This is a genomic window from Pseudomonas sp. 8_5_2 (assembly GCF_059295255.1).
In genome coordinates this window covers 3,525,660-3,552,196 of the sequence record NZ_CM181238.1, presented here as the reverse complement: position 1 = coordinate 3,552,196, position 26,537 = coordinate 3,525,660, and the positions used below count along the sequence as shown (strand labels likewise).

The window sequence follows — 26,537 nt, the reverse complement described above, 5'->3', positions numbered from 1 at the left end:
ATTTGCCATCGGGGGCACCCGAATGCGTGTTATCCAGGCATCTCGGGCACTCAGAGGTTGTCGTCTGTATGGTAGTAGGGTTGCTACAGGCCTTGCCTCCGATGTCAGGATCTCTTATGCGTCCATCAAAAAGCTATCGAACGGTGCCAAGTCGAGCTTGCGACTATTTTCCCCCGCTTGAGCACCATCAGCCGGGCGGGCAGGTCAAGGATGACATCGGCGACGGACCGGGTATCCACGAGTATCAGGTCTGCGTCATTGCCCGGTGCCAGCCCATAGTTCTTCAGCCCAAGGGCTTTTGCCGGGTTGGTCGTGAGCATGGGGAGTACCGTGGCCTGGTCATCTGCTCCACCCAGGTGGCAGGCAGGTAGCGCCAATTGGGCAATATTCAGCAAGTCGCCTGTGCCGTACGGGGTGAACGCGTTGCGTATATTGTTCGTGGCCAGGCACACATTCACGCCGCCGTCACGCAACGCACGCACCGGCGCAAGCGAGCGGCGCACGTTATGGCTGTCGCCCCGGGCGCCGAGGTGCAAGTCGGTGGCCGGCAAGCACATCACGCTGATTCCCGCATCGCGGATCAGGCTGATAATGTCGGCCCGCCGTTCCGGTGCCACGGCGCCCAGGCTGGTCAGGTGACCTACACAGACGCGGCCCTGGTAGCCTTCCTTGAGGGTTTTGCGTGCGAGATATTCAATACTCATGTTATCTGCGGAATCGGCAAAATCCTGGTGAAAATCAATATCCTTGCCGAACTGCCTGGCAAGGTTGAACACATGGTCGATGTGCTCGTGCGGCGAACTGTCGTTGTAGGGGATGCCGCCGACGACATCGGCGCCTTTTTCCATGGCCGTGACCATCATCTGCTGCATGCCCGGTAGCTTCAGTATCCCTTCCTGGGGAAAGGCCACGACCTGTATATCAATCACTTCACGAAACTTTTTACGCAGCTCCAGCACAACGTCAAACCCGGTAAAGCCTTGCGTCGGGTCAAATTCGGCGTGCGCGCGTACATGGGTGGTGCCGGCCTGCACGAGTGACCGCAGTACTTGAGTCGAGCGCTCGAAAATATCTTCCTGGGTCAGCGTGGGCTTGAGTTCGGCCGTGACCGCTATCGCTTCCTTCAGGGTGCCGGAGCGATTGGCCTTGCGCTGCATGACATGGGCTTTTTCCAGATGCAGGTGCCCTTCGACGAAGGCCGGCATCAGTACATTTCCGTTACCCTGGACTTCCTGCTTCGCAGGCAGGGTGATGGCTGGGGAAATGCAGGCGATCTTGCCCTTGTCTATGGCGACATCCATGGTTGGCTGTCCGTCGGTGATGCGGACATTGCGAAAGATCAGATCCATTACATGTGCTCCTCAGCTTGAGTCCTGTTGACGATCAACCGTTGGAGCAACCATTGCCCATGGCCCGGTACTCGAGAATATGCCTGCGGCCATTGGAGTCTTCGTAGGTCATGCGTGCGGGCACTACCTCGCAAACCTCGGGCAATTGGCTGATCGATATGACTCTTGCGATATCCAGGGCTTGCGAGTAGCTGTACTGTTCCACCTGCACGTCATCGCTGGGCAGCGGTTCTGCGCCTGATGCCGCAGCGCACAGGCTACTGAGCACTACCAACAACAAAGCTTTCATTTTCAAATTCCTGTTCACGTGTTCGTCCTGCCAGGCACTTTTCGCATCGACAGGGATACAGTGGCGCTTGATGGCCCGGCGCCGTATGCAGACGCCGGGACACTTGAGGCGTTAGAACGGCTTGGTCGGCAGGTACTTGCCATCCAGGGTAATCACCGCGCGAGATCCGCCTTCCGGATCTTCGACTTTCTTGATATCCAGCTTGAAGTTGATGGCACTGATGATGCCGTCACCGAACTTCTCGTGGACCAGCGCCTTCAGCGTGGTGCCGTACACTTGCAGCATCTCGTAGAAACGGTAAACGGTCGGGTCGGTCGGCACGCCGTTCTCGATGCTGCCGCGCATCGGCACGGTCTGCAGCAGTGCCACGGCATCCGCATCCAGGCCGAGTGTTTCGCCCACCACGCTGGCGGCAGGCTTGGGCAGTGGGTGCTGGCCCAGCAGCGCTGCGGTGACGAACGCTTCGGAGAGGCCGGTGCCCTCGGTGATCTGGGCGAACGACAGGTCTTTGCGGGCTTTGGCCAAGAGAATGACTTCGGTCAGGGCAAGGCGCGAATGTTGGCTGGTTTGCGACTGGATCATGGTGTTGTCTCCTAGGGTAAAAAACGGGTTCAGGCAGATTGCTTCAGTTGATAGGGGGCGGCGCGTGCACCGGGGTTATCCACCAGCGGGGCGAACTTGCCGGTGTTGATGTCGAACGCATCCATACGGCCGCTCTCGATGTCATAGACCCAGCCATGCAGGGCGATGCGGCCCTCTTCAAGGGCCAAACGTACCGAGGGGTGGGTGCGCAGGTTGACCAGCTGGGCGATCACGTTCTCGCGGACCATGGCGTCGACACGGCTGTGATGGTCCTTGTGCTCACGTGCTTCATTCACTACCCGAGCCGAGTCGGCGTAGCGCAACCAGCCGGCTACTGCGGGCATGTGATCCAGGCACTTGCAGGTGGCAATGGCGGTCATGGCGCCGCAATCGGAGTGCCCACAGATCACGATGTCGGAGACCTGCAGGGCAGCGACGGCGTACTCGACCGAGGCTGATACGCCCCCTGGCTCAGGGCCGTAGGGCGGCACGATGTTGCCGGCGTTGCGAATGACGAACAGGTCGCCCGGCTCGCGCTGCGTGACCAGTTCCGGCACCAGCCGGCTGTCGGAGCAGGAGATGAACAGCGCCCGTGGGCTTTGCTGGTTGGCCAGGCCCTTGAACAGGTTGGCGCGTTCCGGAAAGGCGTTGCGTTGAAACTTCAGAAAACCGTCGATGATGTCTTTCATGGTGATTCCTCTGGGTCGCGATGCGATGGAGCAGAGGTTACGGCGCTGCTTACATAAGGTAAAAGTCTCAATTATGATGCTGCTCATCGGATAATCTTATGGTTAGTGGCATGCTTGCTCGACACATCAAGTACTTCCTCGCGGTGGCGCAACACCACAGCTTCACCAAGGCGGCTGCAGCGCTGCACGTCTCCCAACCCGCCCTGTCGCAGCAGGTCCGGCAACTGGAGGAAAGCCTCGGGGCGCAGCTATTTGACCGATCGGGGCGTACCACGCGCCTGACGGACGCCGGGGAAGTCTATTTGCGCTATGCGCGCCGGGCCTCGCAGGAGCTGGAAGAAGGCAAGCGGGCGATCCATGACGTGGGCGATCTGAGCCGGGGTTCACTCAGGGTTGCGATAACCCCAACGTTCACCACCTACCTGGTCGGGCCGGTGGTCGAGGCGTTCTACAGCCGATATCCGAATATCACGCTGAACCTGCGGGAAATCGCCCAGGAACAGATGCAGGCGCAGCTGCTGGCCGACGAGCTTGATGTGGGCATCGCGTTCGATGACGGGCACGCGGAGGACATCGACACCCTGCCGCTGCTGGTAGAAGCACTCGCCCTGGTGGTCGGGGGCAACCACCCGCTGGCGGGGCAGCATGCTATCGACCCCGATGCCCTGAGCGGCGAATCGCTGATCCTGCTCAGTGCGGAGTTTGCCACCCGCGAGCAGATCGACCGCTACTGCCGCCAGCACGGCATTACCCCACGTGTGCGCATGGAGGCCAATGTGATTGGTGCTGTCATCGAAGTGGTCCGCAGGACGACGCTCTCGACGTTGTTGCCTGCCACCATCGCACGTGCGCACGAAGGCCTGTTTGCCCTCGAGCTCGGCCCGCAGCGGCTGCAGCGTACTGCGGTGTTGATGCAGCGCAAGGGGGCCTACCAGACATCAGCCGCTCGGGCCTTTATCGAACTGGCGACAGATATCGCCGCCCAGCTGCAAAGCAGATGAAGCACCTGCTACCGGCCGCGCAGCGTTTCCAGCGCCGGAGACCACACGTCATGCCCGCACCGGGTACACGCGACAGAACCCTCTGCATCGAGGTAGACCGGGTAGCCACAGCTTACGCAGCAATACACCCCGGCAGCGGGTAGTTTGACGTATTCAGGCCGATGCTCGGCCGGAAGCACTGACAGCCCCGCTCGGGTGTCCTGGCCATCGTAGAAGTACAGGCTCAGGTCGCCATCTGTTTCCAGCAGGCCAAGGCGAACCTGGCCCAGATGCTCGACGCCTCGCTGGCGTAGCTCCATGAACAACTCGTTCGACGAGATGTTCATGTTGCGCAGGGAATGGATTTCGTACATGCCATCCTTGACCACCGTGATCGGCAAACCGTCGATCCACGCTTCGCACGCCTTGCTGCGTGTCATGAGGTAGACAGTGCCCCGATACAGCAGTAGCAGCGTGAGGAACACCAACGCCACCGGCAACAGCGGCACATCTTCGTAAAAGGTTACATCCCCTGCAGCAGAACCCAGCGTCAGAATGACCACGAGTTCAAAGCGCGACAGTTGCTTGATGCCCCGACGGCCGCTGGATTTCAAAAAGAGAAAAACCGCGAGGAAGGCGGCAAGAACACGACAGGCAACTTCGAGGAGGAAGGTCAGAGGAAGTTCGCCCAACAGCATCCGTTGCAAGTCGAAGGAGACCATGGGTTGTTCCCGTCATTTGCCAGCCTGGATGTACAGGTCGACCCTTTCACCGTTGCGGAGTTCCAGCTGTTCGCCGCTGTTGGATCAGCGACGGCGGGCAGCTTGCGTGCAACCGGGTCTTGGTGGGGCCAGCGGTGGCAGCGTTTCAGAAACGCGTCGCCAGCCGTCCGGCGGTGCACAAGACCCTTGAGGCCGAAGGCTTGATCTGACGGGCGCAGCGCCAAGGTCGCAGGGTCAGATTTGGGCCTGGCCACCATCGACCAACACTTTTCAGACCCTGCCTGGGTTTGAGCGGGCAGGGGATAAACCCGCTTATGCAGTGGCCGCAGCAGCCTTGTAGGAGATTGCCGAGCCCATTGGGCTGCGCTGTCGCGCAGAGAACTAATGCTGGGCGCTCCGCGTACCCCTGTGGGAGCGGGCGCGCCCTCGCTGCTTGATAATGTGCAGTTGCCCGAGAATAACTCTACAAACGTCTATTCTTGTACAAGTATTCTCAATGAAGGGTGGATCCCATGCCGCGCATGCTCCGCTGGGCCGGCCTGTTTGCGCTGTTGGCTGCCGCACCGCTGCTCGCAGGCGACTGGCGCGCTGCGCTGCCTTCGGCCCAGGTGCTGGGCCGTGGCGACTTCACCTGGTTCGGCTTTCGGGTTTACACCGCGCGGCTGTGGACTGACGGTCATGGGCAGGACTGGGGGCGGCCATTTGCCCTGGAGTTGCTGTACCACCGCGCATTGTCACGGGACAACCTTGTACAGGCCAGCGTCAAAGAGATGCGCCGCCTGAACGACGGCAGCGTGACGCCAACGCAACTTGCCAACGGGGCCAGGGCACTGCAAGCGGCGTTCCCGGATGTGCACCCCGGCATGCGCATCGTCGGCTTGTACCTGCCCCGTGCAGGTTGCCGTTTCTACGTGGATGGAAAGCTCACGGGGGAGGTGCGCGACCCGGTTTTCTGCAAGGCGTTTTTCGCTATCTGGCTTGACCCGCGCGCCCGCGACCCTCAACTACGCCTGCGCCTGCTCGGCCAGGCCGCAGACCCAGGAGCCTGACTATGAAGAACAAGATGGTGCTGCTGTTGACCTGCCTGCTGCTGGGCAGCTGCGGCAACGTCAGTGTCGAGGACTACGCCAGCCAGCAACCAAAGCTTGATCTGGCGGCCTTTTTCTCGCGGCCGGTGCAGGCCTGGGGCATGTTCCAGAAGCGTTCCGGCGAGGTGGCAAAGCGTTTTCACGTGTGCATTGCCAGCCACCGCGAGGGCGAGCGGCTGATCCTCGACGAGCGCTTCGTCTACAGCGACGGTGAACGCCAGCGCCGGGTCTGGACGTTGACACCGGAGCGGCCCGGGCACTGGCGTGGCACTGCCGGCGACGTGATCGGTGAAGCCCGTGGCGAGATGGCGGGCAACACGCTGCGCTGGCGCTACCAGCTGGACCTCCCGGTCGACGGGCGGCACTGGCAGGTGGACATGGACGACTGGATGTACCTGATGGATGACGACACCCGGATCAACCGCACCAGCATGCGCAAGCTGGGCGTGGAGGTCGGCCAGATAACGCTGTTCTTCCGCCGCCTGCCAGCGGGTGCAGCATGCGATTGAGCACCCTCGCACCGTGAAAAAACAGCTGTTGCCGAGCAAGTTGTGCGTGGGCTGTGGCCGCCCGTTCACGTGGCGAAAACGCTGGGCGCGGTGTTGGGAGCAGGTGCGTTACTGCTCCGAACGCTGCCGCCGCTCACGGCCGCGCGGCAAGTCGCAGCAGCAACGGGAAGGCGAGGGCCCAGACCGGGGCCAGTAGCAGGGCGGTGACCAGCGGCCCTAGGGGGAGGGCGACATCGGCCAGCCGCGCGCCGGCCAGGTAGGCCAGTGGGCCGCCAATCCCGCCCAGTAATGCCCCTGACCAGAACCGACGGCCAGCCCAGGCCAGGCTGTGACGCAGGCCGCTGGCCAGCACCAGCCACAGCAGTGCCAGCCACAGCGGCAGTGGCCAGGCTGTGTAGGTGAACACCCCGAACGCACCCAGCAGGCTGTCCAGCATGCAGCCGGCCAGTGTGGCCCGGCACAACGCCTTGGCCTCGGCCCAAGGGGCGGGGCACAGGCGCAGGTGCACGAAGATGCCGAGCGGCACCAGCCACAACAGCAATGGGTGCTGTGCCCCGAGCACGCACAACCACCAGCCGGCCTGCAACCACAAGGCGTTGACCAGCTGCCAGCGGCCCCGGCTGATCACGCTGCCGGCAACGGCGCGCGACGGGCCTGGGGGGCAGCCCACAGCAACTGGGCCACACCAATGGCACGCTCCTCGAAGCCGCCCTGGCAGTAACACAGGTAGAACTCCCATAGCCGCTGGAACGCATCGTCATAACCCAGGTCAGCCAGGGCTGGGCGGGCCTGGCGCAGGTTATCGCGCCAGTGCCCCAGTGTGCGCGCGTAGTCCACGCCGAAGTCCTCGAGGTGCACCAGGTTCAGCGACGTCTGCCGGCTGGCGGTATCGAGCATCACGCTCAGCGAAGGCAGCGCGCCGCCAGGGAAGATATACCGCTGGATGAAGTCCACCGAGCGGCGGGCCTGAGCGTAGCGCTGGTCACGAATGGTGATCGCCTGCAGCAGCATCAGCCCGTCGGGCTTGAGCAAGGCGGCGCATTGGCGGAAGTAGGCGGGCAGGTAGCGGTGGCCCACGGCCTCGATCATCTCGATGGACACCAGCTTGTCGTAGCTGCCGCGCAGGTCGCGATAGTCGTCGCGCAGCACTGTCACGCGCCGTTCCAGCCCCAAGTCCTGCACCCGCCGCCGGGTATAGGTGTATTGCGCCTCGGACAGCGTGGTAGTCGTGACCCGGCAACCGTGCTGGGTGGCTGCGTGGATGGCCAGGCTGCCCCAGCCACAGCCGATTTCCAGCAGGTGGTCGTCCGGACCAAGCTCGAGCTTTTCGCAGACGCGCTGCAGCTTGTTCAGCTGCGCCTGCTCCAGGGATTGTGCAGGGTGCTCGAACTGCGCGGCGGAATACATCATGGTGCGATCGAGCAGCTGCTCGAACAGGGCATTGCCCAGGTCGTAGTGGGCCAGGATATTGCGCCGCGCGCCGCGCCGGCTGTTGCGGTTGAGCCGGTGCAGCAGGCGCAGGGCCGGGCGCCCAAGGCGCGCCAAGCCGCCTTCAAGGGCATCGAGGACCTCCAGGTTGGCGACGAACAGGCGCGTCACCAGCGCCAGGTCCGGGCTGCGCCAGTAACCATGAATGTAGGCCTCGCCAGCGCCGATCGAGCCGTTGCCGGCAATCAGCCCCCAGGCGGCGTCATCGAGCACCTCCAGCTCGGCCTGCAAGGGGCTGTCGGCATCACCGAAGCTCCATTGCTGGCCGTGGCTGAGCAGGCGCAAGTGGCCATGGCGCAGCTTGCCCAACAGGGCCAGCACGGCGCCGCGCGCGAGCCCGCCGAGCCAGGGCCCCAGGCCTGCGGACTTGCTAACGCTCAGGGTCGGGTCGGACATGGTCAGGTTCCTCGCAGGGTTGGCCAAGCGCCAGGTCGCCCGTGTGCTTGGCATGTTCATGGATGGGGGTACGTTTGAGCAGCAGGCGCAGGGCCTGCCAGTAGATGGCCGAGACCGTGCGCAGGCTCATCCACGGGAAGGCCAGGACGTAACCCTGTACGGCGCGCCGATCGAGCGGTGCACGGCGCAGGGCCAGGTCGGCTTCGAAGACCTTGTGGCCGGCCTGCCAGTTCTGCATGTGGATGCGCAGGTGTGCCGGATCGAGGTGGAATCGCAGGCGATAGTCCATCGCCACCGGCATGAACGGCGAGACGTGAAAGGCCTTGGCCATGTGGAACGAACTCGTCAGGTCGCCGTGCACCGGCAGCACATAGTGAAAGCGTTCGCGCCACGGTGTGTTGCGCACCTCCAGCAGGATCGCCGCCAACTGCCCATCGGCGTCATGGCAGAAGTAGAAGCTCACCGGGTTGAACGACAGGCCCCAGCAACGCAGCTGCGACAGCAGGCGCACCGGCCCGCTGGGGATATGGCCAGTGGCCCTGCCGACCAGCACGCGTGCGGCCTGGGCCAGTGGCATGCCTTGGCCGGTCAGGCTCGGCAGGTAGTCGGTCTCGCGCCAGCTCAGCGGCGCCAGGCGCCAGCGCCGCAGCCAGGGTGACAGGCCCAGCCAATGACTTTGCTCGTCCAGGTCCAGCTCGAACATGCCCACCCGGTAGCGAAACGTGTGGGGCCGCGGCGTCAGGCGCCGATGGCTGACCCAGCCCAGGCACAGGGCGCTGTTCACAGCTGCTCCCCGAAGTGGCTGGCCACCTGCAGGGCGCTGACCACGCCGTCTTCGTGAAAGCCGTTGCCCCAGTAGGCGCCACAGAAATAACTGTGCGCCTGCCCCTGCAGGCGGGGCTGCCGCGATTGCGCCTCGGCGGCGGCCACGCTGTACTGCGGGTGGGCGTAGCGAAAACGGGCGAGAATCTGTGCCGGGTCTACCAGCGCGGTCTGGTTCAGGCTGACGCAGAAGGTCGCCGGGGCCTGCAGGCCCTGCAGGATGTTCATGTTGTAGGTGACGGCAGCCGGGGCCTGGGCGTTGCCGCCAAGGCGGTAGTTCCAACTGGCCCAGGCCTGTCGGCGGCGCGGCAGCAGACGCGTGTCTGTATGCAGCACGACGTCGTTCTCGGCATAGCGGATCGCGCCCAGTACTGCTTGCTCCTCGGCGCTGGGGGCCTCGAGCAGGCTCAGGGCCTGGTCGCTGTGGCAGGCGAACACGACCTTGTCGAAACGTTCGCTGCCAGCGGCGCTGAACAGTGCCACCCCCGCTTCGTCGCGGCTAACCCGCTGTACCTTGCAGCCAAGGCGAATGCTGCTGGCGAACGGCTGGCAAAGCGGCCCGACATAACTGCGCGAACCGCCCTCGATAACCCGCCACTGCGGGCGCTCATCCACCGACAGCAAACCATGGTTGCGGCAGAACGTGACGAAGAAACGCAGCGGGAAGGCGAGCATGTCGGCGCAGGACATCGACCAGATCGCCGAGCCCATCGGCACGATGTAATGTTCGATGAAGCGTTGCCGGTAGCCATGGGTTTCGAGATAGGCGCCGAGCGTGGTGCCAGGGTCGATGCGGCGGGCGTCAAGGTCTGCCGGCGCCTGCCGGTTGAAGCGCAGGATGTCGCGCAGCATGCCCCAGAACCCCGGCGACATCAGGTTGCTGCGTTGGGCGAACAAGGTATTCAGGCTGTGGCCGTTGTATTCCAGGCCGCTGCGCGGCTCATGCACCGAAAAACTCATCTCTGTGGGCCGCGAAGCCACCCCGAGTTGGCCCAGCAGGCGGATGAAGTTGGGGTAGGTCCAGTCGTTGAAAACGATGAAACCGGTGTCGACGGCATACTGCTGCCCACCCCACGACACATCCACCGTGTGGGTGTGGCCGCCAACCCGCTGCTCGGCTTCGAACACCGTCACCGCGTGCTTGCGCGACAGCAGGTAGGCGCAGGTCAGGCCGGCGATGCCGCTGCCGATGATGGCGATACGCATGGTCAGTCAGTCCTGTTCGTGGCGGGCCAGGCGCTGCCCCAGGGCCAGGCGCAGGCGCGCCGGCAAAGCCCCAAGCAGGCGCAAGGCAAAAGTGAAAAGGCCGGGAAAGTTGATTTCCAGGGGGCGCCGGGGCAGGCGCCGTGCGATGTACCTGGCGGCGCGCGGCGCCGTCCACAGTTGCGGCATGGGGAAGTCGTTGCGGCGGGTCAGGGGCGTGTCGACGAAGCCGGGGCTGACCAACGTGGTGGCGATGCCTTCGTGGGCCAGGTCGATCCGCAGGGATTCCACCAGATAGCGCACGGCAGCCTTGGACGCGCCATAAGCGCCGGCGCGAGGCAAGGCCAGCCAGCTGACCGAGCTGCCCATCACCACCAGCTGTGGTTGCCGACCAGCGCGCAGCAAGGGCAAGGCGGCCGCGAGGCAATGGCTGAGGGCGAGGACGTTGGTGCGCATTACCCGTTCGACCAAGGCCGGGTCGAAGTGGCCCGGTTCCAGGTACTCGCACGTGCCAGCGTTGAGCACGACCATATCCAGTGCGCCCCATGCCTGCCCGATGTGCGCCGCGATAGCGGCCACCTGGTCCGGGTCGTCAAGGTCGCCGACAGCCAGCAGCGTCTGCTCGGGGAAGCGCTCGGTCAACGGCGCCAGGCGTTCGGCGTCGCGCCCGCCCAGTGCCAGTTGGTGACCCTGTTCGAGTAGGCATTGCGCCAAAGCAGCGCCGATGCCACTGCTCGCGCCGGTCAGCCAGCAGCGGCTCATGCCAGGCGACCCTTGAGCCAGCGGATGGCGCTGCCCATCACCGGTATGTGCTCGTAGAGCAGGGCGCCGGCGTCGAAATAGTCCTGATGCAGGAATACACGCTCACGCCATTGCAGGTAGCTGCAGCCTTGCAGGCTGACGGTGCGGCCCCCGGCAAGGCGCGGGTGGCGGAACTGCAGGACCCAGCGCAGGTAGCCTCGCCCGGGCGCCACTTCGTCCGCATCGAGGAAGGTGTAGTGGATATCCTGTGCGTTGGCGTAAAGCTGGGCAAAGTATGCCCTTAGCGCCTGAAGCCCTTCGATCTGGTGCAAGGGGTCGCGAAAGCACACATCTTCGCTGTACAGGGCTTGCAAACCATCCAGACTTTTCCCGTCAAGGCGGGCAAAGCGCTCGGCGAACTGCGGCAGAAAGGCTGACATGGGCGGCTCCTGGCACGCCTGTACAGCCTGGAGTGGTTGTACAGGTATACCTGAAGCCTAAGCTGAAACCTGTACAAGTCAAAAATCTTGTACAGTTATTTTGTTTCATGATGACTTCCATACCCCAACCGATCGCCAGCCCCTGCATGTCTGGGCCTTACGCCAGCCAATAAAGTTATGGCCCACATCTGAATCTTGTATTTCATCTGCACGCGCACAGCTGATTAGCATCGTCGATGTCTTCCTGTCGACGAGAACAACAACGTGAACCTTGGAACGATGATTACCCGAAGTGCCCGCTACTGGCCGGACCACATCGCCGTGGCGGACAGCCAGACACGCGTCACATACGCCCAGCTGGAGCGCCGTAGCAACCGCTTGGCCTCAGCGCTGGGTACGCTGGGCGTGGGTGTCGGCGAGCATGTGGCCATTCTCGCCGCCAACCGCGTGGAGCTGGTCGAAGCGGAAGTGGCGCTGTACAAGGCGGCAATGGTCAAGGTGCCGATCAATGCGCGGCTGTCAGTGGATGAAGTGGTGCGGGTGCTGGAAGACTCCTGCAGCGTTGCACTGATCACCGATGCCAATTTTGCCCAGGCGCTGGCAGCGCGGCGTAGAGAGTTGCCGCTGCTGCGCCAGCTGATCGTGCTGGAAGGCGAGGGGGGTGACCTGGGTTATGCCGCGTTGCTTGAGCGCGGCAGTGAGGCACCGCTGGGCCTGGACCCGGCCGACGATGCGCTGGCCGTGCTGCATTACACCTCCGGCAGCTCTGGGGTGCTCAAGGCTGCGATGCTGTCGTTCGGCAACCGCAAGGCGCTGGTGCGCAAGAGCATTGCCAGCCCTACACGGCGCTCCGGGCCGGGCGACGTCATGGCCCACGTGGGGCCCATCACCCATGCCAGCGGTATGCAGATCATGCCGCTGCTGGCGGTGGGCGCCTGCAACCTGCTGCTCGACCGCTATGACGACCGCCTGTTGCTGGAGACCATTCAGCGCGAACGGGTGACGCGGCTGTTCCTGGTGCCGGCGATGATCAACCGCCTGGTCAATTACCCCGGCGTCGAACGCTTCGACCTGTCGAGCCTGAAGCTGGTCATGTACGGCGCCGCGCCGATGGCACCGGCCCTGGTGAAAAAGGCCATCGAACTGTTCGGGCCGATTCTCGCGCAAGGTTACGGCGCCGGTGAAACCTGTTCGCTGGTCACCGTCCTGACCGAGCAGGACCACTTGGTGGAAGACGGCGATTATCAACGCCTGGCCTCCTGCGGGCGGTGCTACTTCGAGACCGACCTGCGGGTGGTCAACGAGGCGTTCGAGGATGTGGCTCCGGGTGAAGTCGGCGAGATCGTGGTCAAGGGCCCGGACGTGATGCAGGGCTACTGGCGCGCCCCGGCGCTCACCGCCGAAGTGATGCGCGACGGTTATTACCTTACCGGCGACCTGGCGACGGTGGATGCCCAGGGGTATGTGTTCATCGTCGATCGCAAGAAGGAAATGATCATCTCCGGCGGTTTCAACGTGTACCCCAGCGAAGTGGAGCAGGTGATCTACGGCTTCCCCGAAGTGTTCGAGGTGGCGGTGGTCGGCGTGCCCGACGCGCAGTGGGGCGAAGCGGTGCGCGCGGTGGTCGTGCTCAAGCCCGGGGCGCAACTGGAGGCCGCCGAGCTGATCGAGCGCTGCGGCCGTGCGCTGGCCGGTTTCAAGAAGCCGCGCGGCGTCGACTTTGTCAGCGAACTGCCGAAAAACCCCAATGGCAAGGTGGTGCGCCGCCTGGTCCGGGACACCTACTGGCAACACAGCGAACGTCGTATCTGACCAGGGAGCATCACCATGTATCAACCCAGTGCAAAGGCTGCGCAGATCATCGAAGCGATCGAGGGTTTCGTCCGCGATCAGGTACGCCCGCTAGAGCAGCAGGCACAGCTGGACTGGGCGCGCCCGCACCCCCAGCCGGTGCTGCGGCAAGTGTGGAAACTTTCCAGCGAGCAGGGCCTGTACACCATCATGCTGCCCGAAAGCATGGGTGGGGCCGGCCTGAACGTGGCCGACCTGTGCGCGGTCAAGGAGGCCACGGTGCTGACAGGCTCCATGCTCGCCGCACACGTGTTGGGCGAGCTGTCGGGGCCGCCGCGGGTCGGCCACCTGTTCAAGGTGGCCAGCCCCTACCAGGTCGAGACCTTCCTCAAGCCGGTGTGCCGCGCTGAAAAGGCCGTGTGCTTTGCCCTGACCGAAGCCGAGGCCGGCTCCGATGCCACCGCCATTACTACCCAGGCCCGCCGCGACGGCGACCACTATGTGCTCAGCGGCACCAAGCGTTACATCTCTGGTGCCACCTACGCCGACCTGGCAGTGCTGCTGGCGGTGACCGGGCCGGGCAAGGGCGCACAGGGTATTTCGGCCTTCTTCGTCGACCTCAATGCCCTGGGTGTGCGAATTGACAGCGATTACTCGGTGATGTCCGGTGGCGGTGCCCATGGCGACATCGTGCTCGATCAGGTGCGCGTGCCGGCGGCCAACCTGATCGGGGAGGAGGGGCAGGGGTTCAAACTGGCCATGGGACGCATTACCCTCAACCGCTTGCTGCATTGCCCCACCCTGCTAGGGATGGCCGGCCTGGCCCTGGAGCTGTCTATCGAGCATGCACGCAGCCGCAAGCAGTTCGGCCAGCCAATCGCCATGTTCCAGGCGGTCAACCACATGATCGCCGACATGGCCACCGAGCTGCACGCTGCGCGCAGCATGGTCTACGCCACGGCCCAGGTGAACGACGCCGGGGGCGATATCCGCACCCAGGCGCCGATGTGCAAGCTGTTCGTCTCCGAGGCAGCCTTCCGCATCGCCGACAAGGCGGTGCAGGTGCACGGCGGCGCCGGGCTGATGCAGGGCCACCCGGTGGAGTGGATTTTCCGCGCCACGCGGATGATGCGTATCCTGACCGGCACCAGTGAGATTCAGCGCAACACCATCGCCAAAGGCGTGCTGATGCCTGCCTGAACGACGGGCCGCCCTTGCGGCGGCCTTTTTGCAACACCTCACAACAATAACAAGAGTACTCGCCATGACTGCGGATTCTTCCCTGCCCAACCCCCGTACCGCCTGGCTGGTGGCCGCGTTGCTGGCCCTGCTGATGCTGGTCAACTTTCTCGACAAGGTGGTGATCGGCCTGGTGGCGGTGCCGATGAGCGCCGAACTGGGCCTGACGGCCACCGAGTTCGGCTTGATCGGCGGCGCCTTGCATTGGTTTTTCGCGATCTCCGCCGTGGTCGGTGGCTTCATGGCCAACCGGCGCCCCACCCGCACCTTGCTGCTGGGCATGGGCCTGTTCTGGGCGCTGATCCAGCTGCCGATGTTGTTCGCCACCTCACTGTGGGCCATTGTCGCCTGCCGGGTGCTGCTGGGCATCGGGGAGGGGCCGGCATCGCCGGTCGCCACCCATGCACTGTACAAGTGGTTCCCCAACGACCGGCGCAACCTGCCGGTGGCCCTGCTGCATGCCGGCAGTGCCATGGGCCTTCTGGTGGCGGGGGCGATGATCCCCTGGGTCAGCCTGCATTACGGCTGGCGCACCAATTTCATCATCCTTGCGCTGATCGGTCTGGTCTGGTGCCTGCTGTGGTGGCGGCTGGGCCAGGAGGGCACCCTCGAGCGCCTGCGTGCCAGCCAGCTCAAGGCCGACGAACCGGCTATCCCCTATCGCAGGCTGCTGGGTGACCCCAGCGTGATGGGCAACTACCTGTGCCACTTCGCCGCCAACTGGTCGCTGGCCCTCACCCTGACCTGGGTGCCCAGTTACCTGCAGGTGGGCCTGGGTATCGACCCGCTGCAGACCGGGCGCATATTCATCATGTTCGTGGTCGTGACCACGCCGCTGAGCCTGCTGCTGGCCTGGTTCTCCCAGCGCCTGATGCGTCGCGGCGTGCCGTCACGGGTGGCTCGCGGCGTGTTCGTTTCGGTGTGCCTGATACTGGGCGGGCTGTTGTCGGCTTCGCTGATGCTGCCTGGCTTGAGCACGGCCGCAAGGGTCGCCGCGCTGACATTGAGTGGTGGCCTGGCGCTGGTGATGTATTCCGTGGGCCCGGCGATGCTCGCCGAGTTCACACCGGCGGCCCAGCGCGGCGGCATCCTCGCCATGGGCAACGGCATCGCCTCGCTGGCCGGGTTGGCAGCGCCGGTGGTGACCGGTTTGCTGGTACAAGGTGCGGGTAGCGAACACCCGGCGGGGTATGCCCAGGGCTTCCTGGTGTGCGGCGCGGTGCTGGTGGTGGCCGGGCTGGTGGGCCTGGCCACCTTGAACCCGCAGCGTACCCAGCAGCGCCTGCGCCTGTCGGCTGCAACTGGCGGGCAGGCGCGCGCTCAGACCGCCAGCTGAGCGCCGAGCCCCGACTCCAGCGGCTCGGCATCCTTGCCGATCAGTTCGCCCCGCCAGCGGCCGCTGCTGACCAGGTCGATCAGCACGCTGCGCACCAGGTCGCGCAGGCAACCGGCAGCGAACGACAGGGGTTTGTGCTGGGAGTGCGCCAAGGCGATGGTGCGGCTGATGCGCGGTTCGACGATGCGCCGCGCCGCCGTGGGTTCGAGCAGTACGCTCAGCGGCGGCCAGTTGCTGATGGTCGCCGCCAGGCCGGCGCGCACCAGGCTGGCGATGCCGGGCGCCGATTGCTGCTCGTAGGCTGCGGCCAGGGGTACGGCGGCTTCCATGGCGGCTTGCTCGATGCGTCGGCGCAGGTGCAGTGTCCTGGGCGGCAGCACCAGCCGGGTGGCGGCGGCTTCGGCGAGGGTGATGGTGTCGGGGGTGCCAGGGGCTGATGCGCCGACCCAGTACAGCGCTTCGGTGAAGATCGGCTCGGCCTCCACATGGTCGAGTTCCTCGGCATTGGGCACCACACCGAAGTCCACCTTGCCCAGCTCGATGGCCTGGCCGCCTTCACGGCTGAGGCCGTCCCATACGGTCAGCGTCACGCCGGGGAAGCGCTGTTCGGCGCGCATGACGATTTCTGGCAGCAGCAGGTCGGCGGCCGTGGCCGGGATGGAAATGGCCACGTGGCCCTTGGGGTCGCCGCGGCTGGATTTCAGCTCATCTTTCACCGAGTCGAGTTTCTGCACCACCTGCCGGGCCACTTCATAGAGCTGGCGCCCGGCATCGGTCAGGGCAATGCCATCGTGCTGGCGGTCGAGCAGCTGCATCTCCAGTTCACTTTCCAGCAAGCTGATCTGCCGGCTCAACGCCGGCTGGGCAATGTAGGCGCGACGTGAAGCGGAAGAGAAGCTGCCGGCTTCGACGATGGCGATCAGGTAGCGGAGCTGTTTCAGGGTCATCGGAGCGGTTCCAAGGGTATGCCGAACTGATATGGCACGTATCCGAACACGTTATTTGTGGGGTTCGAAGCGCGGCTCCTAGTATCACCCCGAAAGGGCGTGCCAAGGCAAGCCCGGCCCGGACACCACAACAACAAGAGGCCAAGCCCGATGAAACCATTTGCCCTGCTGCGCATCTTCCTGTTTGTCAACGCCAGCCTGCTGAGCCTGTACGCGGAGGCCATGCCACTGTCCGCAGACTTGACGCCGGTGGGGGCCGAACGCGGGCCCGGCAGCGACGGACGCATACCGGCCTGGAACGGCGGCCTGCAGGCGCGGCAAGTGTCGCTGGCGGTCAACGGCACCCCGCTGGACCCGTACGCCGATGAGCAGCCGCTGTATGTGATCACCGCCAGCAACTACACCCAGTACCGGGAGCAGCTGACGGCGGGGCAGGTGGCCTTGATGCAGCGTTACCCCCAGTCGTTTCGCCTGCCGGTGTATCCCTCCCATCGCAGTGTCGCGGTGCCGCCACCCGTGGGCGAGTGGGCCCGGCACAATGCGGCCAACGCCCGGCTGGTCAACGACGGCAACGGCGTGGAGGGCTTTGCCGGTGTAGTGGCATTCCCCAAGCCCGAGAATGGCCTGCAGGTGCTGTGGAACCACCTCACCCGACCGCGCAACGGCAGTTACCGCCTGGCTTCGGACAGCATCACCCCGCGTGGCGATGGCCGCTTCGCGACGATGAGCCTGCAACAGAACTTCGCCCGCCCCGACGTTCTGGAAGGCGGCCAAGCGGGCAACGTGCTGTATTACCTGAGTTACCGCATGACCGCGCCGTCGCGCCTGGCGGGCGATGCTGTGGTGCTGCACGAAACCCTCGATCAGGTGGCCCAGCCGCGTCTCTCGTGGCTGTACAGCAGCAGCCAGCGGCGGGTGCGGCGCGCCCCGGCGCTGGCCTATGACAGCATCACCCCGGGCACGGCCGGCCTGCGCACCGCCGACAGCCGCGACATGTTCAACGGCGCCCCGGACCTCTACCAGTGGACCTTGGTGGGCAAGAAGGCCCTGCATGTGCCGTACAACAGCTATCGCCTGGCTTCGCCCCTGCTCGGTTATGCCGCGCTGATCGGGCCGGGGCACGTCAACCCGCAAACCACCCGCTACGAGCTGCACCGGGTGTGGGAAGTGGTGGGTACCCTCAAGCCTGGGGCGAAGCATCTGTACGCCAGCCGCCGCTATTACCTGGACGAGGACAGCTGGGCCATCCTTGAGGCGGACTTCTTTGACCACAAGGGCCAGGTGTGGCGTACCGCCCAGGCCCACAGCTATTACCACGTGACCGGGCAGGCGCTGGTCAACGCTATGGAGGCGATCTACGACCTGCGCAGTGGCCGCTACCAGCTGTCTGGCCTGACCAACGAGCAGCCAAGGCCGTACGCCTTCGACGTGCGCACCAGTGCTTCCTACTTCTCCCCCGGCGCATTGCGCAGCCAAGGGCTGCGTTGACACAGGGCTCTCATGAATTCCGATCACCGTCATACCCTTTGGGAGCGCTGGTTGCTGGGGCAGGGCAAGGCGCCCGATCCGCGTTTTACCCTGGCCAATGAGCGCACCTTTCTTGCCTGGATCCGCACCGCCCTGGCCTTGCTCGGCGGCGCAATCGCCATCGAAACCTTCGCTGCCCATGCCTGGCCGCCATCTGGGCGCGTGGCGATGGAACTGGCGTTGCTGGCCACCAGTTTGCTGGTGAGCCTGGGCGCCGGCTGGCGCTGGTTGGCGGTGGAGCGCGCATTGCGCCGCGAGGCGCCGCTGCCGCTGCCGCGCCTGGTGCCGCTGCTGAGCGTGGCGTGCGGGCTTGCCTGCGTGGCGCTGGTCGGCGTGCTATGGGCGCGTTGGCATGGCGGATAGCACCAGGGATACTGGGCTGCAGGCCGAACGTACGGTGCTGGCCTGGCGGCGCACGCAGGTGTCGCTGCTGCTGGTAGCGTGCATCGCCTGGCGTGGCGAAATGTGGATGGTGGCCGGTATGGCGGCGCTGCTAGCGCTGCTGGGCCGGGCTCGTGAGCGCGGGGTATACCGCCGAGGGCTGGGCATGCTGCACCGCGAGCAGGGCCACGCGGCCGCCTGGAGCGTGCTGCTTTGTGCCCTGGGAGTGGCGGGCCTGGTGCTCAGCGTGTGGTTGCGCCGCTCGCTTTAGGGCGGCGCTGTGGGTGATTCAGGGGGTGACGATATTGAAGCGCCCGTCCGGCTCGTCCAGCCCTGCCATGAAGCGCATGAACTTCATGCGCTCGCCACTGATGTCGATATCACCCACGGTCGCTTCCTTGAGAAAGCCGGTCTGCTTCAGGGCGATGCGGTCCAGGGTAACCTTGCTCATTTTCACCTCGACATCCGCCTGCCCGTGGCGGGTGTGGTCGCGGTGGGTGAGCACGCCGTTGCGCAGGGTCAGGGCGTAGTCTTCGTTCAGGTCGGTGAAGTGCCAGTTGATGGTCAGGTCCTGTTCGGCGGCCTTGGCAGCATCCACGCGTACGCCCAGGTAATCGAAGAACAGCGTCGGGGTCAGGGCGCGTACCAGGTCGTCCGCGCTGCCGCCTTTGCTGGCGGCCGGCGCCACACCGTTGCGCAGCTCTTGCGCACCGGTCAGGTAGGCGTTGCGCCAGGTGGCGTTCTCGCTCTGGTAGCCCAGTTGCTCCAGGGCGTCGGCCTGCAGCTCGCGCGCTGCGCTGTTGTCGGGCTGGGCGAACACCAGGTGCCGGGTGAGCTCGGCAACCCAACGGTAATCACCGCTGCCGTAGGCCTCACGGGCCAGGGTCAGCACCCGCTCGGCGCCGCCCAGGGCCTTGACGTAATGCGTGCCGGCCTCGCTCGGCGGCAACGGGTTGAGGGTTGCCGGGTTGCCGTCGTAAAAGCCCATGTAGCGCTGATACACCGCCCGCACGTTGTGGCTGAGCGAGCCGTAGTAGTCGCGGCTGTACCATTTGCTGGCCAGCCGTGGCGGCAAGGTGGTCAGCTCGGCGGCGATCTCGGTGGGGCCAAGGCCGCGGTTGATCAGGCGCAGGGTCTGGCTGTCGATGAAGGCGTACATGTCGCGCTGATCAGCCAGGTAGTCGCGGATCGCCGCCCCGCCCCAGGTCGGCCAGTGGTGCTGGGCAAACACCACTTCGGCCTGCTCGCCATAGCGTAACAGCGACTGGTCGAGGTAGTGCGCCCACACCTTGGCATCGCGCACCTGGGCGCCGCGCAGGGTCAGCACGTTGTGCTGCACGTGGGAGGCGTTCTCGGCCATGCACAAGGCCTTGAACTGGGGGAACCACAGGTTCATTTCAGCAGGCGCTTCGGTGCCAGGGGTAAGCTGAAACTCGATGTCGACACCGTCGATGCGCAGGGTCTCGAAGGGCTGTTCGATCAGCCGGGTCGGGGCAATCAGGCTAACCGTGGCATTGGCCGGCACACCCTTGCCCAGGCCGGCATCCACCTGGCCGCGTGGCCCGCGTGGCAGTGGTGCGCCGTACATGTACTGCGCCCGGCGCTTCATTGCCGGCCCGGCCAGCACGTTTTCGCTGACGGCATGTTCGAAGAAGCCCTGCGGGGCGATGACCTGCACCTTGCCGGCCTTGACGTCGGCCTCGTCGATCACCCCACGCACACCCCCGAAATGATCGACGTGCGGGTGGGTATAGATCACCGCCACCACCGGCCGCTGCGGGCGATGGCGAAAGTACATGGCCAACCCGGCCCTGGCGGTTTCCACCGACAGCAGCGGGTCCATCACGATCAGGCCGTGCTCGCCTTCGATCAAGGTCATGTTGGCCAGGTCCAGGCCGCGCACCTGATAGATGCCTTCGCTGACCTTGAACAACCCGGCAAAGGTGTTGAGCTGGGCAATGCGCCACAGGCTCGGGTTGACCGTGGCCGGTGCCTCGCCTTTCAGGAAGGCATAGCGCTGCAGGTCCCAGACGGTTTTGCCGTTGGCATTGACCACGGGCTGCTCGACGGCTTCGAGCAGCCCGCGGCGCGCATTGTCGAAGTCGCTGCGGTCTTCGAAGGGCAGGTGCTGCAACCATTGCTGATTGCTCTGACGGGTGAGGTCGCTGGCGTCCTTGGCCGGCCCGTCGGCCAGCGCCGCGTAGGGCAGGGCGAGGGCCAGCAGGCAGGGCAGTGTGCGTAGGTGCATGGGGTGGTCCTTGTTGTTCTGAGGGCGAACACTCTAAGGACAGAGCTCACTGGCGAACCAATACCACTCTTGCATGGCCACCCATGCACAAATGCGATGGCTCAGCCGGCACCAATGTCCATGATGCGCGCCACCAGCCAGGCCAGTGCCGGGTCGTGCTGGCGATGGGCGAGGTACACCAGCTCCAGCTGGAAGGGCTCCAGGGCGAACGGCAGGTCCAATACCTGCAGCGGCAGCAGCCGGGCGAAATGGCGAGCCAGGGCGGTGGGCAGCACCACGCACAGGTCGGAGCTTGCGGCCAGGTGCGCGGCCTGCAGGTAATTGGGCGTGGTGTAGACGATGCGCCGGGCCAGGCCCTGTTCCCCCAGCCACTGGTCGACCATGCCACGGGTCTGGCCGCCGTGCACCCACAGGTGGCGCAGGGCGAGAAACGCCTGAAGGTCGAGGGTGCCATCCACATCGGGGTGGCCCTGGCGCACCGCCACTTGCAGGGTTTCGCTGCGCCAGTGGCGCCGCTCGTAGCGCGCGGGCACCTCATCGAAGCGCCCCAGCACCACGTCGAGTTCGCCGCGATCGAGGGCTTCGGCGGGCAGGTTGGGCGTCAGGTGCAGCACATCCACGCGCAAGTGCGGGGCCTGGGTTTGCAAGGTGGCCAGCAACCTTGGCATGCACAGCTGTTCGGCGAAGTCGGTGAGCGCGATACGCAGCTGGCGGTGGCTGAGCTGCGGGTCGAAGCTGTCGCCGGCGCCAAGGGTCTGTTCGATCTGTAGTAATGCCGCGCGAATCGGGCCTTCCAGGGCCAAGGCGCGTGGGGTGGGGCGCATGCGCCGGCCCACGCGCACCAGCAGCGGGTCGCCCAGCAGGTCGCGCAGGCGCGCCAGCGCATTGCTCACCGTCGGCTGGGTCAGCGCCAGGCGCTCGGCCGCGCGCGACACGTTCTGTTCACGCAGCAGCATGTCCAGGACGCGCAGCAGGTTGAGGTCGAAGTTGGCTATATTCATGCGAAAAATACATGGGATGGAAAATGAGAATTTCAAAAATAGTAGGCGCCTGACTAGGGTGAGGGCAATGCCTTCACACCTCGAATCAGGAGCGTCACCCGTGAGTACTCCCTACAACGTTCAGCAGGCGGCGGTGATCGGCGCCGGCACTATGGGCCGCGGCATCGTCATCAGCCTGGCCCGTGCAGGCCTTGCGGTGCTGTGGCTGGACAACGACCCCTGCGCCACCGAAGCCGGCCTGGCGATGATCGCGCAAACCTGGGCACAGCAGGTGGCCAAGGGTCGTATCGATCAGGCCGAGGCCGACGCTTGCCTGGCGCGGGTGCGCCAGGTAACGGCCTATGACGACCTCGCCGAAGCCGACCTGGTGATCGAAGCGGTGTACGAGAACCTGGCGCTCAAGCAGGCCATCTTCCGTACCCTGGACAGCACACTCAAGGCCGACGCCATCCTGGCCAGCAACACCTCGGCACTGGACATCGACGCGATCGCGGCCGTCACCCGCCGGCCCGAACAGGTGCTCGGGCTGCATTTCTTCAGCCCGGCCCATGTGATGAAGCTGTTGGAAGTGGTGCGCGGGGAGCGCACTTCGCCTGCGGTGCTCGAGGCGGCCCAGGTCCTTGGGCAGCGCATGGGCAAGGAAGTGGTGGTGGCCGGCAACTGCCCGGGCTTCATCGGCAACCGCATGCTCGCCAGCTATGTGGCCGAGGCGCGCAAGCTGCTGCTCGAAGGCGCCACGCCGCGGCAGGTGGATGAGGCGCTGCAGGCGTTCGGCATGGCCATGGGCCCGTTTCGCATGTACGACGTGGTCGGCATCGACCTGGAGTGGCGTGCGCGCCAGCTGGCCGGTAAAGACATGGATGCGCCGTTGATACAGGTCGACAATGCCCTGTGCGCGCTGGGGCGTTTCGGCCAGAAAAGCGGCCAGGGTTACTACCGTTATGCCCCCGGCAGTCGTGAAGCCGTGCACGACCCCGAGGTCGATGCGCTGGTGCTCAAGGTCGCTCAGGACCTTGGTGTGCACCGGCGCGCGGTCGACGACGCGGAAATCCACGAGCGCTGCCTGCTGGCGCTGGTCAACGAGGGCGCGAAAATTCTCGAGGAAACGGTGGCCAGCTGCAGCGCTGACATCGACCGGGTGTACCTGCATGGCTATGGCTTCCCGCACGAGGTCGGCGGGCCGATGCGCTGGGCCGACCAGCAGGGGCTGGGCTTGCTGCTGGCACGCCTGGAACGCTTGCAAGGCCTGTTCGGCGAGCACTGGCGCCCGGCCGGGTTGCTGATGCGCCTGGTGGCAGAGCGCAAACAGCTGGCCGACGTCCACGAGGGCCGCGCATGAACTACCGAGCCCCCCAGCGTGACATGCACTTCGTGCTGCACGAACTGTTCGATGTGACGGCGCACTGTGCCCGGCTGGGCAATGAGCTGGACCGCGAAACCATCGATGGCATTCTTGAGCAGGGTGCACGCTTTGCCAGCGAGGTGGTTGCGCCGCTCAACCGCCAGGGCGATGAACAGGGCTGCCGCCTGGAGCAAGGCAACGTGCGTACACCGGATGGCTTTCGCCAGGCTTACCGGCAGTATGTGGAGCAGGGCTGGGGTGGCATGACCGGCCCGCTGGAACATGACGGCCAGGGCCTGCCGCAAATGGTTTCGGCCTGCTTTCACGAAATGCTGATGGGCGCGTCGCTGTCGTTTCGGATCTATTCCGGCCTGACCGAGGGCGCCGTGCTGGCCTTGCACCGGCATGGCAGCGCAGCGCTCAAGCGCGATTACCTGGGCAAGCTGGTCAGCGGCGAATGGGCCGGCACCATGTGCCTGACCGAGCCGCAGGCCGGTACCGACCTGGCGCTGCTGCGTACCCGTGCCGAGCCGCAGGGCGATGGCAGCTACCGCATCAGCGGCAGCAAGATCTTCATCAGCGGCGGCGACCAGGACCTTACCGACAACATCGTCCACCTGGTGCTGGCGCGCCTGGCGGATGCGCCGGCCGGTGTGCGTGGCATCAGCCTGTTCCTGGTGCCCAAGTTCGAATGCATCGAAGGCGGAGGGCTGGGCCCGCGCAATGCGGTCGAATGCGGCGCGCTCGAGCACAAGATGGGCATCAAGGGCGCGGCGACCTGCGTGATGAATTTCGATGGCGCTCGTGGCTGGCTGGTGGGGGAGGCCAATCAGGGCCTGGCGTGCATGTTCACCATGATGAACGATGCGCGCTTCCAGGTCGGCCTGCAGGGGTTGGGCATCGCCGAGGCGGCCTTCCAGGGTGGCCTGGCCTATGCCCGCGAGCGCTTGCAGTCGCGCAGCCTGGCAGGGCCGGTGGCGCCCGAACGCAGTGCCGACCCGATCATCTGCCACCCTGACGTGCGGCGCATGCTGCTTACCCAGAAAACCCTCAGCGAAGGCTGCCGCATGCTGGCGGCCTTTGTTGCCCAAACGCTGGACCTGGAGCACGGCGCCTTGCAGCCTGAAGTGCAGGCGGCCGCCGGGCGCCGGGCGGCGTTGCTGATCCCCATCGTCAAGGCCTTCCTCACCGATGTCGGCCAGGAGACTGCCAGCCTGGGCGTGCAGCTGTACGGCGGGCATGGCTACATCCGCGAATGGGGCATGGAGCAACTCATGCGCGACAGCCGCATCACCCAGCTATACGAGGGCACCAACGGCATCCAGGCGTTGGACCTGATTCGCCGCAAGCTGCTTGGCGACGGTGGCGAGCAGCTGCGCCTGCTGATCGATGAGTTGCTTGAAGCGGCACGCAACTGCCGTGCAGACGCGCTGGCCGGGATGGCCCAGGCGGTTGCTCAGCGCCTGCAGGAATGGCGCAACCTGAGCGCCGAGGTGCTCGACGCCTGCCGCTGCGACCCGCAGGAAATCGGCGCGGTATCGGTGGATTTTCTCGCCTATTCGGGCTACGTGCTGCTGGCCGCATTGTGGCTGCGGGCTGCCGAAACCGCCAGCGCGGCCTTGGCCGCAGGCAGCCAGGACAACGCCTTCTACCAGGCCAAATTGCAGGCTGCAGCTTTTTACTGGCGGCGGGTGTTGCCGCGCGCGAGCGCCCATTGCGAGGCCTTGCGCGGCGGCGCGCAGTGCCTGATGAGCCTGGATGAAGCGCACTTCGCCTTTTGACATGGCCCAGCTGTTCACCCACAAGAACAAGAGGAACATGAGCATGCAGCCTTTCAGTTTTGCCACCACTCCCCATCTGTTGTGCGAACCCGGTGCCGCCGGGCGTCTGGCGCAGTTGTGCCAGCAACGCAGCGTGCGCCGCGTGCTGATCGTGACCGACCCGGGTATCGTCAACCTGGGCATGCTCGATGACTTGCTGCCAGGGTTCACCCAGGCCCGCCTGAGCGTGGCGATCTTCAGCGAGGTCAGCGCCGACCCCAGCCATGCCTGCGTGCTGTCGGCCGTCGCTCGGGCGCGGCATATCGGCGCCGAGCTGATCGTCGGCTTCGGTGGCGGCAGCTCCATGGATGTCGCCAAGCTGGTGGCGCTGCTGGCGCACCCGGCCTGTGATCAGACCCTGGAGGCGGTCTACGGCATCGACCAGGCCAAAGGCCAGCGCCTGCCGCTGATCCAGGTGCCGACCACCGCCGGGACGGGGTCGGAGGTCACACCCGTGGCCGTGGTCACCACCGGCGAGGCGGCCAAGATGGCGGTGATTTCCCCCCTGTTGCTGCCCGACCTGGCGTTGCTCGACGCCGAGCGCACCCTGGGCCTGCCCCCGGCGATCACCGCCGCTACAGGGATCGATGCCATGGTCCATGCCATCGAGGCCACCACCAGCCAGTACAAGCGCAACCCGCTGTCCAGCCTGTTGGCCCGTGAGGCGCTGGCGCTGCTGGCCGGCAACCTCGACCAGGCGGTGCACAACGGTGGCAACCTGGCGGCGCGCCAGGCCATGCTGCTGGGCGCCTGCCTGGCCGGGCAGGCGTTTGCCAACGCGCCAGTGGCGGCGGTGCATGCGCTGGCCTACCCGTTGGGTGCGCGTTACCACGTGCCGCACGGGCTGGCCAATGCGCTGGTGCTGCCCCACGTGATGCGCTTCAACCGTCGCGAAGCGTTCGCCGACTATGCCGCGCTGGCCCCGGCACTGCTGGGCGATCGGCTGGTGCCTGGCGACCCGCATGATCTGTGTAACCAGTTCATCGATGAGCTGGAGCAGCTGGCGCCACGCTGCGGCCTGCCCAGCCGGCTGCGAGATGTCGGGGTGCCGCGGCACAGCCTGCCATTGCTGGCCGAGGATGCCCTGCAACAGCAACGGTTGCTGGTCAACAACCCGCGCAAGGTCACCCTCGACGACGCATTGGCCCTCTATCAGGCGGCGTTTTGAACATGGCCAGGGAACGCCCGCTGCGCGGCGCCTACCGCTACTTCCAGCCGATCACCACGCGCTGGCACGACAACGACCTGTATGGGCATGTGAACAACGTCGTTTATTACGGGTTTTTCGACAGTGCCGTGAATACCTGGCTGATCGAGCACGCCGGCCTTGATATCCACCACGACCCGGTGGTGGCCTACGTGGCCGGGTCTGCCTGCGACTATTTTGCCGCCGTCGCCTTCCCGCAACGCATCGAGGTGGGCATCGCCGTCGAACGGTTGGGCAACAGTTCGGTGCACTACGCCCTGGCCGTGTTCGTCGAGGGCGAGCCCGAGGCCTGCGCCGCTGGCCGTTTCACTCATGTGTTCGTCGATCGCCTGAACAACCGCCCGGTCACTATTCCCGCCAAATTGCGCAGCGCCTACGAAAGCCTGCTGCCGGTGTAACT

General features: G+C 65.3%; 28 protein-coding genes. 14 read left to right on the top strand and 14 right to left on the bottom strand.

Annotated features, from left to right (window positions below; translation table 11 throughout):
- Nucleotides 1-125: 125 nt before the first annotated feature.
- The 4 genes from AC5O5R_RS16310 to AC5O5R_RS16295 form a co-directional block, all read right to left on the bottom strand.
- Nucleotides 126-1,349, bottom strand: a complete 1,224-nt coding sequence (locus tag AC5O5R_RS16310; RefSeq protein ID WP_172231386.1) for an amidohydrolase family protein — start codon at nucleotides 1,347-1,349, stop codon at nucleotides 126-128.
- A gap of 34 nt (nucleotides 1,350-1,383) precedes the next feature.
- Nucleotides 1,384-1,638, bottom strand: a complete 255-nt coding sequence (locus AC5O5R_RS16305; RefSeq protein WP_172231383.1) for a DUF2790 domain-containing protein — start codon at nucleotides 1,636-1,638, stop codon at nucleotides 1,384-1,386.
- A gap of 111 nt (nucleotides 1,639-1,749) precedes the next feature.
- Nucleotides 1,750-2,220 (bottom strand): cyanase, encoded by a 471-nt coding sequence (gene cynS / locus AC5O5R_RS16300; protein WP_172285642.1) that lies wholly within the window; start codon nucleotides 2,218-2,220, stop codon nucleotides 1,750-1,752.
- 29 nt (nucleotides 2,221-2,249) lie between these two features.
- Nucleotides 2,250-2,909, bottom strand: a complete 660-nt coding sequence (locus tag AC5O5R_RS16295; protein ID WP_172232904.1) for a carbonic anhydrase — start codon at nucleotides 2,907-2,909, stop codon at nucleotides 2,250-2,252.
- Between the two features lie 110 nt (nucleotides 2,910-3,019).
- Between AC5O5R_RS16295 and cynR the strand changes: the two genes are divergently transcribed.
- On the top strand, nucleotides 3,020-3,910 hold the full coding sequence (gene cynR / locus AC5O5R_RS16290; RefSeq protein WP_172232901.1) for a transcriptional regulator CynR: 891 nt from the start codon (nucleotides 3,020-3,022) through the stop codon (nucleotides 3,908-3,910).
- 8 nt (nucleotides 3,911-3,918) lie between these two features.
- On the opposite strand, the gene AC5O5R_RS16285 is transcribed toward cynR, so the two are convergent.
- Entirely contained in the window at nucleotides 3,919-4,611 is a 693-nt protein-coding gene (locus AC5O5R_RS16285) for a DUF421 domain-containing protein (protein WP_494511174.1), read from the bottom strand.
- Nucleotides 4,612-5,123: 512 nt separating this feature from the next.
- Between AC5O5R_RS16285 and AC5O5R_RS16280 the strand changes: the two genes are divergently transcribed.
- The 3 genes from AC5O5R_RS16280 to AC5O5R_RS16270 are packed head-to-tail and all read left to right on the top strand — an operon-like array spanning nucleotide 5,124 to nucleotide 6,404.
- On the top strand, nucleotides 5,124-5,660 hold the full coding sequence (locus AC5O5R_RS16280; protein WP_372242417.1) for a chalcone isomerase family protein: 537 nt from the start codon (nucleotides 5,124-5,126) through the stop codon (nucleotides 5,658-5,660).
- A 2-nt stretch (nucleotides 5,661-5,662) separates the two neighbouring features.
- Nucleotides 5,663-6,208: a DUF3833 domain-containing protein gene (locus AC5O5R_RS16275; RefSeq protein ID WP_494514535.1), complete on the top strand. Its 546-nt coding sequence runs from the start codon at nucleotides 5,663-5,665 to the stop codon at nucleotides 6,206-6,208.
- A 13-nt stretch (nucleotides 6,209-6,221) separates the two neighbouring features.
- Nucleotides 6,222-6,404, top strand: a complete 183-nt coding sequence (locus AC5O5R_RS16270; RefSeq protein WP_172221440.1) for a DUF2256 domain-containing protein — start codon at nucleotides 6,222-6,224, stop codon at nucleotides 6,402-6,404.
- On the opposite strand, the gene AC5O5R_RS16265 is transcribed toward AC5O5R_RS16270, so the two are convergent.
- The 6 genes from AC5O5R_RS16265 to AC5O5R_RS16240 are packed head-to-tail and all read right to left on the bottom strand — an operon-like array spanning nucleotide 6,342 to nucleotide 11,298.
- Nucleotides 6,342-6,833 carry a DUF2878 domain-containing protein gene (locus tag AC5O5R_RS16265; RefSeq protein WP_372242418.1) on the bottom strand — a complete coding sequence of 164 codons (492 nt, stop codon included), beginning with the start codon at nucleotides 6,831-6,833 and terminating at the stop codon, nucleotides 6,342-6,344. The genes AC5O5R_RS16270 and AC5O5R_RS16265 overlap by 63 nt on opposite strands.
- Entirely contained in the window at nucleotides 6,833-8,092 is a 1,260-nt protein-coding gene (locus tag AC5O5R_RS16260) for an SAM-dependent methyltransferase (protein ID WP_172221434.1), read from the bottom strand. The genes AC5O5R_RS16265 and AC5O5R_RS16260 overlap by 1 nt, the downstream gene beginning before the upstream one ends.
- Nucleotides 8,067-8,876, bottom strand: coding sequence for a DUF1365 domain-containing protein (locus AC5O5R_RS16255; RefSeq protein WP_172221431.1), 810 nt, complete (start codon nucleotides 8,874-8,876; stop codon nucleotides 8,067-8,069). Before AC5O5R_RS16255 ends, AC5O5R_RS16260 begins: the two co-directional genes overlap by 26 nt.
- Nucleotides 8,873-10,120, bottom strand: coding sequence for an NAD(P)/FAD-dependent oxidoreductase (locus AC5O5R_RS16250; protein WP_172221428.1), 1,248 nt, complete (start codon nucleotides 10,118-10,120; stop codon nucleotides 8,873-8,875). Before AC5O5R_RS16250 ends, AC5O5R_RS16255 begins: the two co-directional genes overlap by 4 nt.
- A 6-nt stretch (nucleotides 10,121-10,126) precedes the next feature.
- A complete protein-coding gene (locus AC5O5R_RS16245; RefSeq protein ID WP_172221425.1) occupies nucleotides 10,127-10,879 on the bottom strand; it encodes an SDR family NAD(P)-dependent oxidoreductase in 753 nt (250 codons plus the stop codon).
- Nucleotides 10,876-11,298: a nuclear transport factor 2 family protein gene (locus tag AC5O5R_RS16240; RefSeq protein WP_172221422.1), complete on the bottom strand. Its 423-nt coding sequence runs from the start codon at nucleotides 11,296-11,298 to the stop codon at nucleotides 10,876-10,878. The genes AC5O5R_RS16245 and AC5O5R_RS16240 overlap by 4 nt, the downstream gene beginning before the upstream one ends.
- Nucleotides 11,299-11,562: 264 nt before the next feature.
- Here AC5O5R_RS16240 and AC5O5R_RS16235 point away from each other — a divergent pair, with 264 nt between their 5' ends.
- The 3 genes from AC5O5R_RS16235 (at nucleotide 11,563) to AC5O5R_RS16225 (ending at nucleotide 15,664) form a co-directional block, all read left to right on the top strand.
- Nucleotides 11,563-13,110 carry an AMP-binding protein gene (locus AC5O5R_RS16235; protein ID WP_172221419.1) on the top strand — a complete coding sequence of 516 codons (1,548 nt, stop codon included), beginning with the start codon at nucleotides 11,563-11,565 and terminating at the stop codon, nucleotides 13,108-13,110.
- 15 nt (nucleotides 13,111-13,125) lie between these two features.
- Complete coding sequence (locus AC5O5R_RS16230; RefSeq protein ID WP_172221417.1) at nucleotides 13,126-14,289, top strand: acyl-CoA dehydrogenase family protein; 1,164 nt, start codon at nucleotides 13,126-13,128, stop codon at nucleotides 14,287-14,289.
- A gap of 64 nt (nucleotides 14,290-14,353) precedes the next feature.
- Nucleotides 14,354-15,664: an MFS transporter gene (locus AC5O5R_RS16225; RefSeq protein ID WP_172221414.1), complete on the top strand. Its 1,311-nt coding sequence runs from the start codon at nucleotides 14,354-14,356 to the stop codon at nucleotides 15,662-15,664.
- On the opposite strand, the gene AC5O5R_RS16220 is transcribed toward AC5O5R_RS16225, so the two are convergent.
- Nucleotides 15,649-16,611 (bottom strand): LysR family transcriptional regulator, encoded by a 963-nt coding sequence (locus tag AC5O5R_RS16220; protein ID WP_172221411.1) that lies wholly within the window; start codon nucleotides 16,609-16,611, stop codon nucleotides 15,649-15,651. The two genes, AC5O5R_RS16225 and AC5O5R_RS16220, sit on opposite strands and share 16 nt — an antisense overlap.
- Nucleotides 16,612-16,761: 150 nt before the next feature.
- Here AC5O5R_RS16220 and AC5O5R_RS16215 point away from each other — a divergent pair, with 150 nt between their 5' ends.
- Genes AC5O5R_RS16215 through AC5O5R_RS16205 form a run of 3 tightly spaced genes read left to right on the top strand, consistent with a single transcriptional unit; the run spans nucleotide 16,762 to nucleotide 18,790 of the window.
- Nucleotides 16,762-18,099 (top strand): DUF1329 domain-containing protein, encoded by a 1,338-nt coding sequence (locus AC5O5R_RS16215; RefSeq protein WP_172221408.1) that lies wholly within the window; start codon nucleotides 16,762-16,764, stop codon nucleotides 18,097-18,099.
- 12 nt (nucleotides 18,100-18,111) lie between these two features.
- On the top strand, nucleotides 18,112-18,501 hold the full coding sequence (locus tag AC5O5R_RS16210) for a YidH family protein (protein ID WP_172221405.1): 390 nt from the start codon (nucleotides 18,112-18,114) through the stop codon (nucleotides 18,499-18,501).
- Nucleotides 18,491-18,790: a DUF202 domain-containing protein gene (locus AC5O5R_RS16205; protein ID WP_172221402.1), complete on the top strand. Its 300-nt coding sequence runs from the start codon at nucleotides 18,491-18,493 to the stop codon at nucleotides 18,788-18,790. Before AC5O5R_RS16210 ends, AC5O5R_RS16205 begins: the two co-directional genes overlap by 11 nt.
- 18 nt (nucleotides 18,791-18,808) lie before the next feature.
- On the opposite strand, the gene AC5O5R_RS16200 is transcribed toward AC5O5R_RS16205, so the two are convergent.
- Together AC5O5R_RS16200 and AC5O5R_RS16195 are read right to left on the bottom strand one after the other, a co-directional pair.
- Complete coding sequence (locus tag AC5O5R_RS16200) at nucleotides 18,809-20,767, bottom strand: alkyl/aryl-sulfatase (protein WP_172221399.1); 1,959 nt, start codon at nucleotides 20,765-20,767, stop codon at nucleotides 18,809-18,811.
- 101 nt (nucleotides 20,768-20,868) lie between these two features.
- A complete protein-coding gene (locus tag AC5O5R_RS16195; RefSeq protein ID WP_172221396.1) occupies nucleotides 20,869-21,768 on the bottom strand; it encodes a LysR family transcriptional regulator in 900 nt (299 codons plus the stop codon).
- 100 nt (nucleotides 21,769-21,868) lie between these two features.
- Between AC5O5R_RS16195 and AC5O5R_RS16190 the strand changes: the two genes are divergently transcribed.
- The 4 genes from AC5O5R_RS16190 to AC5O5R_RS16175 are packed head-to-tail and all read left to right on the top strand — an operon-like array spanning nucleotide 21,869 to nucleotide 26,535.
- Nucleotides 21,869-23,107 (top strand): 3-hydroxyacyl-CoA dehydrogenase, encoded by a 1,239-nt coding sequence (locus tag AC5O5R_RS16190; protein ID WP_172221393.1) that lies wholly within the window; start codon nucleotides 21,869-21,871, stop codon nucleotides 23,105-23,107.
- Nucleotides 23,104-24,891, top strand: coding sequence for an acyl-CoA dehydrogenase C-terminal domain-containing protein (locus AC5O5R_RS16185; RefSeq protein WP_172221390.1), 1,788 nt, complete (start codon nucleotides 23,104-23,106; stop codon nucleotides 24,889-24,891). The genes AC5O5R_RS16190 and AC5O5R_RS16185 overlap by 4 nt, the downstream gene beginning before the upstream one ends.
- Before the next feature lie 43 nt (nucleotides 24,892-24,934).
- On the top strand, nucleotides 24,935-26,098 hold the full coding sequence (locus AC5O5R_RS16180) for an iron-containing alcohol dehydrogenase (RefSeq protein ID WP_172221387.1): 1,164 nt from the start codon (nucleotides 24,935-24,937) through the stop codon (nucleotides 26,096-26,098).
- A gap of 2 nt (nucleotides 26,099-26,100) precedes the next feature.
- Nucleotides 26,101-26,535: an acyl-CoA thioesterase gene (locus AC5O5R_RS16175; protein WP_172221384.1), complete on the top strand. Its 435-nt coding sequence runs from the start codon at nucleotides 26,101-26,103 to the stop codon at nucleotides 26,533-26,535.
- Nucleotides 26,536-26,537: the final 2 nt, after the last annotated feature.